This is a genomic window from Klebsiella sp. YJ (assembly GCF_002108615.1).
Lineage (GTDB): Bacteria > Pseudomonadota > Gammaproteobacteria > Enterobacterales > Enterobacteriaceae > Klebsiella > Klebsiella planticola.
The window spans coordinates 40253-56439 of sequence record NZ_MTEG01000008.1; the positions used below are offsets into that span (position 1 = coordinate 40253).

Annotated in this window: 15 protein-coding genes; 11 read left to right on the forward strand and 4 right to left on the reverse strand. The window is 59.0% G+C overall.

The window, feature by feature from the left end; translation table 11 throughout:
* Window positions 1-33 precede the first annotated feature (33 nt).
* On the forward strand, window positions 34-945 hold the full coding sequence (locus BV390_RS10385; RefSeq protein WP_032687454.1) for a LysR family transcriptional regulator: 912 nt from the start codon (window positions 34-36) through the stop codon (window positions 943-945).
* 97 nt (window positions 946-1042) lie between these two features.
* A complete protein-coding gene (gene smrA, locus BV390_RS10390; protein ID WP_032687455.1) occupies window positions 1043-1606 on the forward strand; it encodes a DNA endonuclease SmrA in 564 nt (187 codons plus the stop codon).
* On the opposite strand, the gene BV390_RS10395 is transcribed toward smrA, so the two are convergent.
* A complete protein-coding gene (locus BV390_RS10395) occupies window positions 1603-2409 on the reverse strand; it encodes an IclR family transcriptional regulator domain-containing protein (protein ID WP_032696070.1) in 807 nt (268 codons plus the stop codon). The two genes, smrA and BV390_RS10395, sit on opposite strands and share 4 nt — an antisense overlap.
* Before the next feature lie 167 nt (window positions 2410-2576).
* Between BV390_RS10395 and BV390_RS10400 the strand changes: the two genes are divergently transcribed.
* Genes BV390_RS10400 through pcaC form a run of 6 tightly spaced genes read left to right on the forward strand, consistent with a single transcriptional unit; the run spans window position 2577 to window position 7641 of the window.
* Complete coding sequence (locus BV390_RS10400) at window positions 2577-3263, forward strand: 3-oxoacid CoA-transferase subunit A (protein ID WP_032687457.1); 687 nt, start codon at window positions 2577-2579, stop codon at window positions 3261-3263.
* A gap of 10 nt (window positions 3264-3273) precedes the next feature.
* Window positions 3274-3930, forward strand: coding sequence for a 3-oxoacid CoA-transferase subunit B (locus BV390_RS10405; RefSeq protein ID WP_085396886.1), 657 nt, complete (start codon window positions 3274-3276; stop codon window positions 3928-3930).
* A gap of 10 nt (window positions 3931-3940) precedes the next feature.
* On the forward strand, window positions 3941-5143 hold the full coding sequence (gene pcaF / locus BV390_RS10410) for a 3-oxoadipyl-CoA thiolase (RefSeq protein ID WP_032687459.1): 1203 nt from the start codon (window positions 3941-3943) through the stop codon (window positions 5141-5143).
* A gap of 9 nt (window positions 5144-5152) precedes the next feature.
* Window positions 5153-6505, forward strand: coding sequence for a 3-carboxy-cis,cis-muconate cycloisomerase (locus BV390_RS10415; protein WP_064385719.1), 1353 nt, complete (start codon window positions 5153-5155; stop codon window positions 6503-6505).
* The gene (pcaD, locus tag BV390_RS10420) at window positions 6495-7262 is read left to right on the forward strand and encodes a 3-oxoadipate enol-lactonase (protein WP_032699707.1); all 768 of its coding nucleotides are present in this window, start codon (window positions 6495-6497) and stop codon (window positions 7260-7262) included. The genes BV390_RS10415 and pcaD overlap by 11 nt, the downstream gene beginning before the upstream one ends.
* Entirely contained in the window at window positions 7252-7641 is a 390-nt protein-coding gene (pcaC, locus tag BV390_RS10425; RefSeq protein WP_004862525.1) for a 4-carboxymuconolactone decarboxylase, read from the forward strand. Before pcaD ends, pcaC begins: the two co-directional genes overlap by 11 nt.
* A gap of 41 nt (window positions 7642-7682) precedes the next feature.
* Here the strand turns inward: pcaC and BV390_RS10430 are convergent, their stop codons facing one another.
* Entirely contained in the window at window positions 7683-9302 is a 1620-nt protein-coding gene (locus tag BV390_RS10430) for a mechanosensitive ion channel family protein (protein WP_085396888.1), read from the reverse strand.
* A 264-nt stretch (window positions 9303-9566) separates the two neighbouring features.
* Here BV390_RS10430 and BV390_RS10435 point away from each other — a divergent pair, with 264 nt between their 5' ends.
* Genes BV390_RS10435 through BV390_RS10445 form a run of 3 tightly spaced genes read left to right on the forward strand, consistent with a single transcriptional unit; the run spans window position 9567 to window position 12771 of the window.
* Window positions 9567-10022: a MarR family transcriptional regulator gene (locus BV390_RS10435; RefSeq protein WP_032687465.1), complete on the forward strand. Its 456-nt coding sequence runs from the start codon at window positions 9567-9569 to the stop codon at window positions 10020-10022.
* A 24-nt stretch (window positions 10023-10046) separates the two neighbouring features.
* Window positions 10047-11225: an efflux RND transporter periplasmic adaptor subunit gene (locus BV390_RS10440; protein WP_049268156.1), complete on the forward strand. Its 1179-nt coding sequence runs from the start codon at window positions 10047-10049 to the stop codon at window positions 11223-11225.
* A 10-nt stretch (window positions 11226-11235) separates the two neighbouring features.
* Window positions 11236-12771, forward strand: a complete 1536-nt coding sequence (locus BV390_RS10445) for a DHA2 family efflux MFS transporter permease subunit (protein WP_046852378.1) — start codon at window positions 11236-11238, stop codon at window positions 12769-12771.
* Window positions 12772-12844: 73 nt separating this feature from the next.
* Here the strand turns inward: BV390_RS10445 and fumA are convergent, their stop codons facing one another.
* Both fumA and BV390_RS10455 read right to left on the reverse strand, forming a co-directional pair.
* Window positions 12845-14494, reverse strand: coding sequence for a class I fumarate hydratase FumA (fumA, locus tag BV390_RS10450; RefSeq protein ID WP_032687470.1), 1650 nt, complete (start codon window positions 14492-14494; stop codon window positions 12845-12847).
* A 54-nt stretch (window positions 14495-14548) separates the two neighbouring features.
* Window positions 14549-16060, reverse strand: coding sequence for an anion permease (locus tag BV390_RS10455; RefSeq protein WP_032687499.1), 1512 nt, complete (start codon window positions 16058-16060; stop codon window positions 14549-14551).
* Window positions 16061-16187: the final 127 nt, after the last annotated feature.

The window sequence follows — 16187 nt, forward strand, 5'->3', positions numbered from 1 at the left end:
TCTGTTTGATAAACAATGGTTATCACTACGGCGATGTCTTTTCAGATCAAATTTCACCAAATTCGCGCCTTCGTCGAAGTGGCGCGTCAGGGCAGCATTCGCGGTGCCAGCCGGACGCTGGCGTTATCGCAACCGGCCTTGACCAAGGCGATTAAAGAGCTGGAAGAGGGGCTGTCCGCCCAGCTGTTCGTGCGCCGTAGCCAGGGGGTATCGTTAACCGAAAATGGCGAAAGTTTTTATCAGCACGCCAGTTTGATTCTTGAGGAGCTGCGGGCGGCGCAGGAGGATCTGTTACAGCGCCAGGGGGCGTTGACCGGGCAGATCAATATTGGCCTTGGAGCCAGCGTGGCGCGCTCGCTGATGCCCTCGGTGATTGGGCGTTTTCATCAGCAGCACCCGCTGGTGAAGGTGCGTATCATGGAAGGTCAGCTGCTGTCGATGATCAACGAGCTGCGGCAGGGTGAGCTCGACTTCACCATCAATACCTATTATCCCGGCCCTTACGATCATGAGTTCAGCTTTGAGAAGCTGTTCGAAAAGCCGTTTGCGGTCTTCGCCCGCGTCGGGCATCCCGCAACCCAGGCGACCTCGATTGAACAACTGCTGCCTTACAGCTGGACCATGCCGACGCCGCGCGGCAGCTACTTTAAGCAGCTCCAGGATCTGTTTAGCCACCGTGCGCAGATCCCGCATGTCGGCATCGTGTGCGAAACCTTCTCTTCCTGCATCAGTCTGGTGGTACAGAGTGATTTTCTGAGTATCTTACCGGTTGAGCTGGGCAGCGACCCGATGATTGCCGACAAGCTGGTGATGATCAAGGTGAGCGAAACGTTACCGAAAGCGACCTATTACCTGATCCAGCGTCGCGACTCGCGCCAGACGCCGCTAACGGCCTCGCTAATCACCCAGTTTCGCCGACAAAGTCGCCAGCAGTTTCCCGCCTGAGCCGGGAGGGTAAATTGTCGCCGGTTGTCGACAAACGCATTGAGGAGGCGGGGCGCGGCGGATATAGTAGCCTCCGGTAGCAGCCGGAGGAGTGCACATGAATCTTGACGACAAATCGCTATTTCTTGGCGCCATGGAGGACGTTCAGCCTCTCAAGCGTGGCAATGACGTGCATTGGCATCCTGAACGCAACCCGCGCCCGACGCAGCGTCTTGATGTCCTGCAGCTCGATAATTTTCTCACCACCGGCTATCTCGATATTCTGCCGCTGACGACGCCGCTGGAATTTAAACGCGAAGGGCTGCAAAACGGTGTGCTGGATAAGCTGCGGCTGGGGAAATATGACCCGCAGGCGAGCCTGAATCTGTTGCGCCGTCCGGTCGAACAGTGCCGGCAAATGCTGTTTGCCTTTGTCGTGCAGGCGCAAAAAGAGGGGTTGCGCAATCTGCTGATCGTCCACGGGAAAGGGCGGGATGATAACGCCCACGCCAATATCGTGCGTAGCTATCTGGCGCGCTGGCTGGTCGAACTGCCCGAGGTGCAGGCGTTCTGCGTGGCCTCGGCACCGCATGGCGGCAGCGGAGCGTGTTACGTCGCGTTGCGTAAATCCGCCGAGGCGAAACAGGAAAACTGGGAGCGCCACGCCAAACGTAGCCGCTAGCGCAGCAGCAGCGTCAGCTCGCGAGCCGCTTTTTGCAGCTCGGGCAGTACCCGTTCCAGCATTTCGCGGGTGGAGACCTGCCCGGCATGCACGCCGACGTTCAGCGCGGCCTGTATCTGGCCCTGCGGGTTGAACAAAGGCACCGCCAGCGAGCGGAGCCCCATTTCCAGCTCCTGATCGTTGAGCGCGTAACCCTGCTGCTGGACGCGCTTCAGCTCCGCGCGCAGCTTGTTCACTGAATCCACCGTTTGCGGGGTGTAGCGAATCATCGTGACCCGCGCCAGCATATCGTTCAGCTTCTCTTCCGGCAGATGGCTTAACAGCACGCGCCCCATCGAGGTCGCCCAGGCCGGCAGGCGGCTGCCGATATCCAGATCGATGGTCATAATCCGCGAACTGGAGGCGCGGGCAATATAGAGAATATCGTCGCCATCGAGGGTGGCTATCGAGCAGGACTCGTTCAACATTTCACTCAGATGTTTAAGAACAGGCTGCGCCGAACGCGCCAGCGGCGTGGAGGCTAGCCATGCGTGGCCGAGAGCCAGAATGCGCGGGCGCAGCTGAAAGTTTTTGCCATCTTCCGCATAGACGAACCCCAGTTTCCCCAGCGTATACAGGCAGCGGCGCACCGCCGCGCGCGGAATGCCGGTCTTCTGACTGATTTGCGAGATAGACAGAACCGGGCGCTGCGGGGTGAAGGCCTGAATCACTTCCAGCCCGCGGGCCAGCGAGGCCATAAAGTTCGGATCGCCTTTAAACGGATCGCTGTCGCCCGTCAGTAAATCGTCTGGATGCTTCTCCATTTTCTTCTCCATATTTGCCATCGATCACATTCTTTCGCTAAAGATATACGATGTTCGATTATCGCACCATATTTCGATTATCGCCCTTGACCAACATCGTTAAGCGGGTCACATTTTGTGCGAACAACGCATAAAAGTGCGATTACCGCACGTAAAGGAGCGACCTGATGATTGATAAAAGCGTGTCGACGCTAAGTGATGCCATCGCCGGGATTCACGACGGGGCGACCATCATGATCGGCGGTTTTGGTCCTGCCGGTCAGCCAACGTACCTGATTGATGCCCTGATTGAACAGGGTGCCCGCGAACTCACCATTATCAACAACAATGCGGGCAACGGTGAAGTTGGCCTGGCGGCACTGCTGAAGGCCGGACGCGTGAGAAAGATGATCTGTTCTTTCCCGCGCCAGGTCGACTCACAGATTTTTGACGATCTTTATCGTCGCGGCAAAGTGGAGCTCGAACTGGTCCCGCAGGGTAATCTCGCGGCGCGAATCCAGGCCGCCGGCGCCGGTCTGGGCGCGATTTTTACGCCGACCGGCTACGGCACGCCGCTGGCTGAAGGTAAAGAGAGCCGCGAAATCGATGGTCGTCATTACGTCCTCGAATACCCGATCAAGGCCGATTTTGCCCTGATCAAAGCGCATCAGGCTGACCGCTGGGGCAATCTGGTGTACCGCAAAGCGGCGCGCAACTTCGGCCCTATTATGGCCACCGCCGCAAAAACCACCATCGTTGAAGTCTCCCGTCTGGTGAGTCTTGGCGACCTTGACCCGGAAAATGTGATCACGCCGGGGATTTTCGTCCAGCGGGTGTTCTCGCTGGAACACCTGACCACCGCACAACGCGCCTGAGGAGCCAGCCATGCAAAAACTAACCCGCGATGAAATGGCCCAGCGAGTGGCGCGCGATATTCCTGAAGGGGCCTATGTCAATCTGGGCATCGGTTTACCTACGCGCATCGCCAACTATCTGCCGACCGACAAAGAAGTGTTTCTGCACAGTGAAAATGGCCTGCTGGGGATGGGGGGCAAGCCGCAGCAGGGCGAAGAAGACCCCGAGCTGATTAATGCCGGTAAAGAGTACGTGACCCTGCTTAAAGGCGGCTGCTTTTTCCATCATGGCGACTCATTCGCCATGATGCGCGGCGGCCACCTCGACATTTGCGTACTGGGGGCGTATCAGGTCTCCGCCAGCGGCGATCTCGCCAACTGGAGCACCGGCGCGCCGGACGCGATCCCGGCGGTGGGGGGGGCGATGGATCTCGCCATCGGCGCCCGTCAGGTGTTTGTGATGATGGATCATCTGACCCGCGACGGCGAGTGTAAGCTGGTTGAACAGTGCAGCTACCCGCTCACCGGAGTGGGCTGCGTCAGCCGGATCTACACGGACCTGGCAGTCATCGACATCACGCCGGCCGGCCCGGTGGTACGCGAAATTTTCAACGGCCTCTCTTTTGAGGAGCTGCAGCGCATCACTCCGGTGGCGTTGACCTTCGAACATCTGGCGGAAAGCGCATAAGGAACCTATGATGAATCAGGCATTTATCTGTGATGCGGTGCGTACACCGTTCGGACGTTTTGGTGGTACGCTGGCGACGATGCGCGCCGATGATTTGGCCGCTCTGCCGCTGAAAGCGCTGCTGGCGCGTAACCCGGGGCTGGATCCCGCGCGCATTGATGATGTGATTTACGGCTGCGCAAACCAGGCCGGGGAAGATAACCGCAACGTTGCCCGCATGGCGCTGCTGCTGGCCGGGCTACCGCAAACGGTGCCGGGCAGTACCATTAACCGGCTGTGCGGCTCCAGTCTTGATGCGATCGGCGTCGCAGCGCGCGCCATCAAAAGCGGCGAAACTCAGCTGATGATCGCCGGCGGCGTGGAGAGCATGTCGCGCGCGCCGTTTGTGATGGGCAAGGCGGAGAATGCCTTCAGCCGCAACATGCAGATTGAAGATACGACGATCGGCTGGCGCTTTATCAACGCCCGGATGAAAGCATTGTACGGCGTGGATTCGATGCCGGAGACCGCCGAGAACGTCGCCGCTGATTTTGCCGTTTCGCGTGCCGATCAGGACGCCTTTGCGCTGCGTAGCCAGATGCGTACCGCCGCGGCGCAGGAGGCCGGCCGGTTTGCTGATGAGCTGATAACGGTCTCTATCGCCCAGCGAAAAGGTGATCCGCTGCTGTTTACCCGCGATGAACACCCGCGCAGCACTTCTGCGGAAGCGCTGGCGAAACTCAAGGGGGTGGTGCGCCCGGACGGCTCGGTGACCGCGGGGAACGCCTCCGGGGTGAACGATGGCGCCTGTGCCTTGCTGTTGGCCAGCGAATCGGCGCTGAGGGCCAACGATCTGCACCCCCTGGCCCGGGTTGTCGGCGTGGCGACGGCGGGTGTGGCGCCTCGGATTATGGGCTTCGGACCGGCTCCGGCGGTACGTAAAGTGCTGGCGCAGACCGGGCTGACGCTGGAGCAAATGGATGTGATTGAATTGAATGAAGCGTTCGCCGCACAGGCGCTGGCGGTGACCCGCGATTTAGGGCTGGCCGACGATGCGCCCCACGTCAATCCCAACGGCGGCGCCATTGCGCTGGGCCATCCTCTGGGGGCGTCGGGCGGGCGTCTGGCGATGACCGCCGCGTATCAACTACGTCGCACCGGTGGGCGCTATGCGCTGTGTACCATGTGTATTGGCGTCGGTCAGGGCATTGCGCTGATTATTGAACGTGTTTAAGGAGCCAACATGAGTTTGTTGACCCCCATGCTGCGCAGCAGTCCGCTGACCGCCTGGTTTAGCGATGCGCAGCGGGTGCAGGGGATGCTGGATTTTGAAGCGGCGCTGGTCCGCGCGCAGGCATCCTGCGGCACGGTGCCGCCGGATGCCGTCGCCCCCATCGTCAGCGCCTGCCAGCATTCGGCCATCGATTTTCCGGCCCTGGGGCTGGCCGCCGCCAGCGCGGGCAACCTGGCGATTCCGTTGGTGAAACAGCTCACCGCCCGGGTGAAGACGCAGGATGCCGGGGCGGCACGCTATGTTCACTGGGGGGCGACCAGCCAGGATGCTATCGACAGCGGGCTGGTCTTGCAGCTGCGCGGCGCGCTGGACGAAACGGAACGGCTGTTGCAACAGCTGATTGACGGCTTCGCCATGCAGGCTGAACGCTATCAGAACACGGTCATGCCCGGTCGTACCTGGATGCAGCACGCGCTGCCGGTCACCTTTGGCCTGAAGCTGGCGGGCACGCTTGATGCGCTGCTGCGCTGGCAGCAGCGTTTGCGGGAGATGCGACCGCGGGTGCTGGTGCTGCAGTTTGGCGGCGCGGCGGGCACCCTGGATTCGCTGAAAGCCGATGCATCGCCGGTTGCTGCGGCGCTGGCCAGCCTGCTCGGGCTGACTCTGCCGGATACGCCGTGGCACAGCCAGCGTGACCGGCTGCTGGAAGTGGGGGCCTGGTTTGCTGGCCTGTGCGGCACGCTGGGCAAATTTGCTAACGATTTTTCCCTGCTGATGCAAACCGAAGTGGCGGAAGTCAGCGAACCGGTTGCGGAAGGGCGCGGCGGATCGTCGACCATGCCGCACAAACGCAACCCCATCGCCTGTAGCGCGATTTTAACCGCAGCCCAGCGCACGCCAGGACTGGTGGCGACGCTTTACGCCAGCCAGATTCAGCAGCATGAACGCGCCCTTGGCGGCTGGCAGGCGGAATGGGAGACTCTGCCAGAGCTGATTATGCTGGTGGGAGGGGCGCTGGCGCAAAGCGATGCGCTGGTTCGCGAGATGCAGGTCTTCCCGCAGAAAATGCGGGCCGATCTGGAGATCACTCACGGACTGATTATGGCCGAGGCGGTGACGCTGGCGCTGGCGGCGTTTATTGGCAAAGCCGATGCCCATCACCGTATTGAGGCGCTGTGCCGCCAGGCGATCGACGAATCTCGCCCGCTGCAGGCGCTGCTGGAGAACGACCCGCTGGTCAGCCAGCATCTTTCGCCACCCCGTTTAACGCAGCTGCTGGACCCGGCCACGGCCACCGGCAGCGCCGAACGTTTTGTGCGCCAGGTCGTGGCGCGTTACAAGGAGCAACGTGATGAACCTTGATTATCAGCTGGACGGGCCGGAAGGCGCGCCGGTCATTGTGCTTTCTAACTCGCTCGGGACCACCCGCGCAATGTGGCAGCCGCAGATGGCGGCCTTAACCCAACGGTTCCGCGTGCTGCGCTATGACACCCACGGCCATGGTAAAACCCAAAAGTCAGGCAAGGTGACGCTGGCGCAGCTTGGTGAAGATGTTATTGCGCTGCTCGATCATCTCAATATCGCCAAAGCCTGGTTTTGCGGTATCTCGATGGGCGGCCTGACCGGGCTATGGCTGGGGCGTTTTGCCGCGGATCGTTTTTACGGTATCGCGGTGGCCAACACGGCGGCGCGGATTGGCGATCAGGCCAGCTGGCTCTCCCGCTCGCGGGCCGTGCGTCAGGAAGGAATGGACGTAGTGGCCGCCGGTGCGGCGGACCGCTGGTTCACGCACGCTTTCCGTCAGAAGGCGCCGGAGGTGGTCGAGGCGCTGTGCCATCAGCTGACCCATAGCAATGCCGAAGGGTATGCCGAGTGCTGTGAAGCCCTGGCGGCGGCCGATTTGCGCAGCGAAGTCGGACAAATTAGCGTGCCGACGCTGATCATTGCCGGTGAAAGTGACCCTGTCACTACCGTTGCCGATGCGCATTTTTTACATCAGCAGATCTCCTCTTCGCAGGTGGTGGTGGTTCCCGCGTCCCATCTGTCCAGTATCGAGTCGCCGGAGGCCTTTAGCGCGGCGCTGTTGGCTTTTTTGCAAGGGGACGATCGTGGACGATAAAACCCGTTACCAGCAGGGCATGAACGTTCGGCGCAAAGTGCTGGGCGATGCCCATGTGGAGCGCACGCTGCACAATCTGACGCCGCTCAATGACGAGTTTCAGGATTTTATTACCCGCTATGCGTGGGGAGAGACCTGGACCCGGCCGGGGCTCGATCACCATACCCGCAGCATGATAACAATCGCCATGCTGATTGCGCTCAACCGCGAAGCGGAGCTGAAAATGCATCTGCGCGCGGCGTTTAATAATGGCGTGACCCGCGATGAGCTGAAAGAGTTGATTATGCACTCCGCGCTGTACTGCGGGCTGCCTGCCGCCAATGCCACGATGCATCTTGCGCAGCAGGTGTTTGATGAGCTGGACGGGAAACCGGCCTGATGCGGTTGTGCTGGCCGGTTTTCGCCGGCCAGCATCGTGACTTATCTCTCTGTTATCTGTGGGTCTTTCGCCGCCGGCGCGGCGTACCAGTCCTCTTTTGCCACCATCACGGCTCCCTTCGGCTGCATAACAAAGTTCGGCGACATGATCTGCACGCCAAATTCATTAAAGACATCCTGAATGTTGCTGTGTAGCGCGGTTCGTCCGTCGGCCAGCGAGGTTTCCGCCAGTAGCAGGACCTGCAGCTCATAGGCGACGTACCAGTCCATCAGCCCAAGCTGACGCACCTGCGGCGGCTGGCGGTGGTCGATACCCGGCGCGCGCCGCGCCGCCAGTTCCAGCAGCGCCTGAACCTGTCGCCACGGCGTGTCGTAGCCGATGGTGACGCCGGTGGTCAGGTTAAGGCCGCTTTCGCTGCTTTGTGCGCTGAGGTTGGTGATTTTCCCGCTCACTACCACGGCGTTTGGCACCGTCACGATATAGTTTTCCCGGGTGACGATTTTGGTGGCCAGCATCCCAATTTCACTGACCTCACCCTCATTGTCGGCAATCCGAATCACATCGCCTTTGCGCAGCGCGCGCGAGTAAATCAGCACCAGACCGCTCATGGCATGGTTCATGACTCCTGCCGATCCCAGGGTTAACATCAGACCGAAAAAGACGCTAATCCCTTTGAACGCCAGCGAGTTGGCGCCAGGTAAAAAGGGGTAAGCGGCGGAGAGGGCGAAGAGCCAGATGACCACCGAGATAAGTTTGCGCGTTGCGCCTACCGTTTCGGGATGCAGACCCGGAATTTGCAGACGACCGGCTTCCACCTGACTGAGCAGCAGCTTTACCAGACGGATAATAAACCAGGTGATCAGCAAGATAATCAGAACAATCAGCAGGCCGGGTAGCGCCGAAACTATTGCCAGGGCAATCTCCTGCAGGACGCGTACCGACCACTCTCCCAACGATTCGCTCCACACGCGCGTCCAGGGAAACAGGCCGAAGGCCCAGCTTAGCCAGGCATAAAGCGCCACTATGCCCAGCAAAACCATCAGCAGGGCATAGAGTCTGGTTTCGATATTGCCGAGAAACCGCCGCCAGTTCTGGGGGATCCAGCCGCGCTTTTGCAGAATACGCAGCAGAAAATAGCGGCGAACCCGACGCCAGGAGCGCCAGGCGGCGTAATAAAAGGCCGCCAGCAGCAGCGCGCCACCCCCCACTTTAACGACCGCCAGCGTCAGATAGGATGTATTGAACTGTTCACGAAGCGCGGTGCGCTGCGCCTCCATTCGGGCGAGAACCCGCTGGCTGGCCTGGTCGAGGGTCAGGTCGTCACCTTCGTCGAGGTCGGCCTGGCTCAGTAACATAATGGGTTTACCGTTCATAAGGAACAAACGACCCGGCAGGTTGTAGCGCGTGACCGGAACAACCTGCAGCGGCTGGCTGATATCCGCCTCGGTAAAAGCGCGTAGCGTATTGCGAATTCGCAGCACCCGCTCTTCGGGCGTCGTCTGACCGAAGGTCGCCTGTAACATCACAATCGGCTGGTGGAAAATTTTCACCGTACGGGCCTGTTCACGTTCTGTGGGCTGTTGGCGCGGTTCCGCCGCCGAAAGGGGGAACGCCAGGCATAGCGCGAGGCCGGCCAAAAATAACGCCTGTATTTTGTTCATATGCAGCACCCAAAAAAAGAGAATTATCGTTATTTTTCAGGTGGTCAACAGCATTTTCTGACCAGGCCTTGCTTTGAGCATAGACCAGCGATAAGCGAATACAAGCGCGGCGGAGAGGTCGCGAATATCGAGGGCGGGGCCGGCAAACAACCTCGGGCGCGGCGTCTCGCTGCGCTGACAAAACGTGCGATCTTCTTGACACTGCGTTGACAAATAGATGCCTGGTCAGTAGTTTCATTTGTAATTACTGACCAGGCAAATATCATGAATAACCATCCGGGTATTATTAACAATAAATTTCACTTAGGTTTGTTGATCCATCTGGCTAACCAGTTCAAGGACCAGCTGATTAGCCAGCACTTCTCCGGCATGGACATTACCGCCGCGCAGTTCAAGGTGCTGATCAGTATTTATAAAGGCTTTAACAGTCCGGTCGAGATCAGTAAAAACCTGGTCATGGACGCCGGCGCCATGAGCCGAATGGTGGATCGAATGGTCAAGCGTGAGTTGATCAGTCGCTCCCCCAATCCACAGGATAAACGCCAGGTGATTCTGGCATTGACCGACAAAGGGCTGCTGATTTGCGAGCGCTTTGTCAATGAAGCGCTGGTATCGATCATCAGCGAACTCACCGCCCGACTCACTCCCGATGAATCCCGACAGCTGGTCGATCTGATGACAAAAATGTTGCCAGACGAGATCGTCGCCCCTCATCGCTAATGCATTCAAAAAGGTCCTGACAAGATGGAAACCACTGCGGTACAACAGGCTGAGCGCGGCAGCAAGCGCAAACGTAACTTTATTATTTTATTGATTATTCTGCTTCTGGCCGCCGGTGGCGGGGTGGCGTGGTATTTGCTGTACGCCCGCTACTATGAAACGACCGACGATGCTTATGTCAATGGCAACCAGGTGACGCTCACTCCGCAGATTGGCGGTACGGTCACTCAGGTGACGGTGGATGAAGGCGACTTCGTACAGAAGGGGCAGCCGCTGGTGCTGCTCGACCCCAGCGATACCGAAATTGCGCTGCAGCAGGCGGAAGCCAGTCTGGCGAATACGGTTCGCCAGGTTCGCGGGCTGTACAGCACCGCGGATAACTACCGCGCGCAGGTCGCCGCGAAAAAAGTGGCGTTACAAACGGCGCAAAACGACTATGCGCGGCGGCAGAAAATCTTCCAGAGCGGGGCGATCGCCGCGGAAGACCTGGCGCATTATCGCGATGCGGTCACCAGCGCGCAAAGCGATCTTCTGGCCGCACAGGAAGCGTTGCGTACCAATATGGCCATGGTGGATGACACCGTAATCGACAGCCACCCGGAAATTAAAAGTGCCGTCGCCACCCTCCGTCAGCGCTATCTCGACAATTCCCGCAGCACCATCGTGGCCCCGGTCAGCGGCTATGTGGCGAAGCGCGCGGTACAGCTCGGCATGCGCGTTGATTCCGGCACCACGCTGATGGCTATCGTGCCGCTGAACGAAGTCTGGGTAGATGCCAACTTCAAAGAGAGCCAGATGAAGGGGATGCGTCTCGGACAAAAAGTCACCCTCAACGCCGATCTGTACGGCGATGATGTCGAGTATCACGGCACCATCGAAAGCCTGGGCATTGGCACCGGTAGCGCGTTCTCGCTGCTGCCGGCACAGAACGCCAGCGGCAACTGGATCAAAATTGTCCAGCGTCTGCCGGTCCGTATTGTACTCGATCCCCATGATATGCAGAAAAACCCGCTGCGCGTCGGCCTGTCGATGAACGTCAGCGTCGATATTCGCGACGCCGACGGCCACCTGCTGCCGCAGCAAACCGTTAGCAGCCCGCGTTTCACCACGGACGTGTATCAAAACCCGCTGGCAGAAGCGGACAAACTGGTGGCTAAAATCCTTCATGACAACAGCAAAACGGTAGCCGCCGGCACCCGTTAAGAGAGACGTTATGCACGATAAGGCTGCCTTTACACCGCCCAATATGTGGCTGGCGGTGCTTGCGCTGTCTCTGGCCACGTTTATGCAGGTGCTGGATTCCACTATCGCCAACGTGGCGTTGCCGACGATTGCCGGCAACCTCGGGGTCAGCGCGGATCAGGGGACATGGGTGATCACCTCATTTGCGGTGTGTAACGCCATCGCGCTGCCGCTGACCGGTTGGTTTACGCGCCGCTTCGGGCAGTTAAAGCTCTTTATTGGCTCGGTGATGATGTTTACGCTGACCTCATTCCTGTGCGGATTTGCCCACAGTATGACCGAGCTGATTATCTTCCGCGCGCTACAGGGCTTTTTCGCCGGCCCTATGTTCCCGATGTGTCAGACGCTGCTGCTGGTTATCTTTCCCGCCAGTAAACGCAGTATGGCGCTGGCGCTGCTGTCGATGGTGACGGTCGTGGCGCCGATTGTCGGGCCGATTACCGGCGGCTGGATAACGGACAACTACTCGTGGCCGTGGATCTTCTACATCAACGTACCGATCGGCATCTTCGCCACTATCGTGGTCTGGACGCAGATGCGTGAACGGGAAGAGACCACCACCCACGCCCCCATTGATTACATCGGGATTGCGCTGCTGGTGCTCGGGGTTGGGTTGCTGCAGGTGGTGCTTGATAAAGGCAACGATCTAGACTGGTTTGCCTCTTCGCAGATCGTTGTGATGTCGACGATTTCCGCCATCTCGCTGGTGTCGTTCGTTATCTGGGAACTGGGCGAGCGTCATCCGATCGTGAACCTGCGCTTGTTCAAAGATCGCAATTTTGCGATTGGTACGCTCTCGCTGACCCTGGGGTACGCGGCTTTTTTTGCTATCAATATTATTCTGCCGCAGTGGCTGCAAACGCAGATGGGCTACACGGCGATCTGGGCCGGACTGGCCGCCGCGCCGATGGGGATCCTGCCGCTGATGATGACGCCGATTATCGGCCGCTACGCCAACAAGTTTGACCTGCGGATCCTGGCCTCGCTCTCATTTTTGACGATGGGGGCCTCCTGCCTGATTCGCGCGCAGTTCAATACCGACGTCGATTTCCGCACCATTGCAGAAGTGCAGCTATTTATGGGGATCGGCGTGGCGTTTTTCTTCATGCCCATTACCACGATTGTGCTGTCAAACCTGAACGGCGCGGAAGTGGCCGAAGGCTCCGGGCTGGCGACCTTTTTCCGCGTGCTGGGCGGCTCTTTTGCGTCGTCGCTCACCACCTGGATCTGGTCGCGTCGGGAAGTTTTCCACCATGCCAACCTGACCGAAAGCGTCTCCGCCTACAATCCCGCGGCGGTGGACTATATCAACAAGATGGGCGGCGCCACGCAGCAGCATATGGCGCTGATTGATAAGAGCATCGAGCAGCAGGCCTACATGATGTCGACCATCGACTATTTCTGGCTACTGGGCTGGGGCTTTATGGCGCTGATCGCGGTTATCTGGTTTGCCCGTCCGCCGTTCAGCCGCGCAGGGGGGCCAGGGGCGCCGTCAGCCGGCCATTAGTCTTCTGGCGGCGAGCGTAAAAAAGGCCGTAACGCACAGCGTTACGGCCCCGAACAGGGTTAATCAGCCAAAATTAGCGCTGTGAACAACCCGCACACTGTTTGTTCTGAATCTGCTGGAAGAAGTCGTTGCCTTTGTCATCCACCAGGATGAAGGCCGGGAAATTTTCCACTTCGATTTTCCAGATAGCTTCCATCCCCAGTTCCGGATACGCCACGCACTCCAGGCTCTTAATACTCTGCTGCGCCAGTACCGCCGCCGGACCGCCAATGCTGCCGAGATAGAATCCACCGTGTTTGTGGCAGGCGTCGGTCACCTGCTGGCTGCGGTTGCCTTTCGCCAGCATCACCATGCTGGCGCCGTGGGACTGCAGCAGATCGACATAGGAGTCCATGCGCCCGGCGGTGGTTGGGCCGAGTGAACCTGACGCGTAACCTTCCGGCGTTTTCGCCGGACCGGCGTAGTAGATCGGGTGATCTTTGACGTACTGCGGTAGCGCTTCGCCGTTATCCAGTAGCTCTTTGAGCTTCGCGTGGGCGATATCGCGCGCCACAATGATGGTGCCGTTCAGCGTCAGACGAGTGGATACCGGATGGGCGGACAGCTGCGCCAGGATCTCGCTCATCGGCTGATTCAGGTTAATACTGACCACCTTGCCTTCACCTTGTTCACGCAGTGCTTCCGGGATGTACTGGCCCGGGTTGCTCTCCAGTTTTTCAATCCAGATACCGTGGCGGTTGATTTTGGCCTTGATATTGCGGTCAGCGGAGCAGGAGACGCCCATGCCGACCGGGCAGGAGGCTCCATGACGCGGCAGGCGAATCACGCGGATGTCGTGGGCGAAGTATTTGCCGCCGAACTGCGCGCCAAGGCCGAGATTCTGCGCTTCCAGCAGCAGCTCTTGCTCCAGCTGAATATCGCGGAACGCCTGGCCGTGCTCGTTACCTTCGGTGGGCAGGCCATCGTAGTAGCGCGTGGAGGCCAGCTTCACGGTTTTCAGCGTCGATTCCGCTGAGGTGCCGCCAATCACGAAGGCGATATGGTACGGCGGACAGGCCGCGGTGCCGAGGGTGCGCATCTTCTCAACCAGGTAGTTTTTCAGCTTCGCCGGAGTAATCAGCGCTTTGGTTTCCTGATACAGGTAGGTTTTGTTGGCTGAACCGCCGCCTTTCGCCATGCACAGGAATTTGTACTCGTCGCCGTCAGTAGCATAAAGATCGATCTGCGCCGGCAGGTTAGTCCCGGTGTTGACCTCTTTGTACATATCCAGCGCGGCATTTTGCGAGTAGCGCAGGTTATCTTCGGTATAGGTGTTGTAAACGCCGCGGGCCAGCGCCGCTTCATCGCCGCCGCCGGTCCAGACGCGCTGACCTTTTTTACCCATGATGATCGCGGTACCAGTGTCCTGGCAGGTCGGCAGCACGCCTTTCGCCGCGATTTCCGAGTTGCGCAGGAACTGCAGGGCGACGTATTTGTCGTTTTCGCTGGCTTCCGGGTCGAGCAGGATTGACGCAACCTGCTTTTGATGGGAAACGCGCAGCATAAAGGCCGCATCGTGGAAGGCCTGCTGGGCCAGCAGGGTCAGGGCTTCAGGGGCAACTTTCAGTATCTCCTGGCCGGCAAATTCGGCCACGGAAACATGTTCTTTGCTCAGCAGATAGTATTCAGTCTCATCTTTTGCCAGCGGAAAGGCTTCCTGGTAAACAAACGGTTTAGTCGACATAGCTTAGCTCCCTAAGAGTAAAACCGCCGGAGGAGAGCCTCCGGCGGTTATGAATCAGAACATCATGGACATCCACGGATAGCCAATCAGCAGCAGGGCGGCCAGGAAGATGGCGCCGAAGATGGTGCCGAGGCGCCAGTAGTCTTTGGTCGGCAGGTAGCCGCTGCCGTAGTAAATCGGGCTTGGACCGGTACCGTACGGCGTGATGATGCCCATCACGCCGAGCGAGGTCACCATCAGCAGGACGAAGACCTGCATATTCATACCCGGAATGGTGGATGCGATAGTCAGCATCGCCGGCAGCAGCGCGGTGGTGTGCGCGGTGGTGCTGGCGAACAGGTAGTGCAGCAGGTAGAACGCCAGCAGCAGCACGATAGTGGCGACGCCCGGGGAGATGCCGCTCATCAGCGCTCCGCCTTCTTTACCCAGCCAGGCGATAAAGCCGGTAGAGGAGAGGCCGTCGGCCAGCGCCACCAGGGTGGCGAACCAGACGAAGGTGTTCCATGCCGCTTTATTGTTGGTGATATCGCTCCACGAAAGTACGCCGGTCCATAGCATCAGCACAATGACCAGCAGGGCGGCCAGCGCCGGTTCAATCCACTCGGCGGCGAAAATCCACATGGCCAGGGCGAAGCAGACGAACACCAGCAGCAGGATCTCATTGCGTGACAGCTTGCCCAGCTTTTCCAGCTCGCGAGCGGCCCACAGCGGCACTTCATTGTTGACTTTCACTTCCGGCGGATAGAACCAGTAAGCCAGCAGCGGCATCGCCAGAATCAGCAGGATACCCAGCGGCAGGAAGGCGATAAACCAGGTACCCCACGAGATATTGATGCCGACGATGCTTTTGACCAGCGCGAGGGCCAGCAGGTTTGGCGCCAGCGCGGAGAGGAACATCGAACTGGTGATACAAGCTGCGGTAATGGCCACCCACATCAGGTAGGAGCCGATACGACGCGCGCTGGGATCGTTCGGTTTAGAACCGTATAGCGGCGGCAGGTTGGCGATAATGGGGTAGATGGTCCCGCCGCTGCGCGCGGTATTGGACGGGGTAAACGGTGCCAGCAGCAGGTCAGCAAAGGTAATGGCATAACCCAGCGTCAGGCTGCGGCGGCCCAGATATTTCACCAGGATCAGCGCCAGACGGCGACCAAACTGGGTTTTATCGTAGCCAGCGGCGAACATGAAGGCGCCGAAAATCAACCATACGGTGGAGTTACCAAAACCGCTGACCGCCCATTTAAATGAGGCGCCGGCCAGTTTGAATTTGGGGTCGGCCAGCTGCGCTGGGTTGAAGAGCAGCCACTGGCTGCACAGGGCGATGACCACCACCCCGGTAATGCCGATCACGGCGCCCGGCAGGGGTTCAAAAATCAGCCCGACAATGACGCCAACGAAGATAGCAAAGTAGTGCCAGGCATAAGGCGGTAACCCGTCAGGCACCGGCACGAAGAGTAAAAGAACTGCAACAATAATGGGCAGCGCCATCATCAGCAGGCGGTTTTTATTTGCAGCCTTGGGACTGGCGGCACCGGCAGGCGGTATGGTTGTCTGTTTCTCTTTCATAATGAGTATCTGCGAGTAGTTGAAAATACGATGCGTCACGCCATAACCAGTGATTTTTTTAATTTCAAAACTTTCTTTACTTATTAATCTTTGGTTTTTCTGGTTTTCGTGACGGTTATTTAACGCA

Bases quoted from the DNA above. Each gene is read 5' to 3' on its own strand.
- BV390_RS10385 (WP_032687454.1), top strand. From the start codon at position 34: ATGTCTTTTCAGATCAAATTTCACCAAATTCGCGCCTTCGTCGAAGTG.
- smrA (WP_032687455.1), top strand. From the start codon at position 1,043: ATGAATCTTGACGACAAATCGCTATTTCTTGGCGCCATGGAGGACGTT.
- BV390_RS10395 (WP_032696070.1), bottom strand. From the start codon at position 2,409: ATGGAGAAGCATCCAGACGATTTACTGACGGGCGACAGCGATCCGTTT.
- BV390_RS10400 (WP_032687457.1), top strand. From the start codon at position 2,577: ATGATTGATAAAAGCGTGTCGACGCTAAGTGATGCCATCGCCGGGATT.
- BV390_RS10405 (WP_085396886.1), top strand. From the start codon at position 3,274: ATGCAAAAACTAACCCGCGATGAAATGGCCCAGCGAGTGGCGCGCGAT.
- pcaF (WP_032687459.1), top strand. From the start codon at position 3,941: ATGAATCAGGCATTTATCTGTGATGCGGTGCGTACACCGTTCGGACGT.
- BV390_RS10415 (WP_064385719.1), top strand. From the start codon at position 5,153: ATGAGTTTGTTGACCCCCATGCTGCGCAGCAGTCCGCTGACCGCCTGG.
- pcaD (WP_032699707.1), top strand. From the start codon at position 6,495: ATGAACCTTGATTATCAGCTGGACGGGCCGGAAGGCGCGCCGGTCATT.
- BV390_RS10430 (WP_085396888.1), bottom strand. From the start codon at position 9,302: ATGAACAAAATACAGGCGTTATTTTTGGCCGGCCTCGCGCTATGCCTG.
- BV390_RS10435 (WP_032687465.1), top strand. From the start codon at position 9,567: ATGAATAACCATCCGGGTATTATTAACAATAAATTTCACTTAGGTTTG.
- BV390_RS10440 (WP_049268156.1), top strand. From the start codon at position 10,047: ATGGAAACCACTGCGGTACAACAGGCTGAGCGCGGCAGCAAGCGCAAA.
- BV390_RS10445 (WP_046852378.1), top strand. From the start codon at position 11,236: ATGCACGATAAGGCTGCCTTTACACCGCCCAATATGTGGCTGGCGGTG.
- fumA (WP_032687470.1), bottom strand. From the start codon at position 14,494: ATGTCGACTAAACCGTTTGTTTACCAGGAAGCCTTTCCGCTGGCAAAA.
- BV390_RS10455 (WP_032687499.1), bottom strand. From the start codon at position 16,060: ATGAAAGAGAAACAGACAACCATACCGCCTGCCGGTGCCGCCAGTCCC.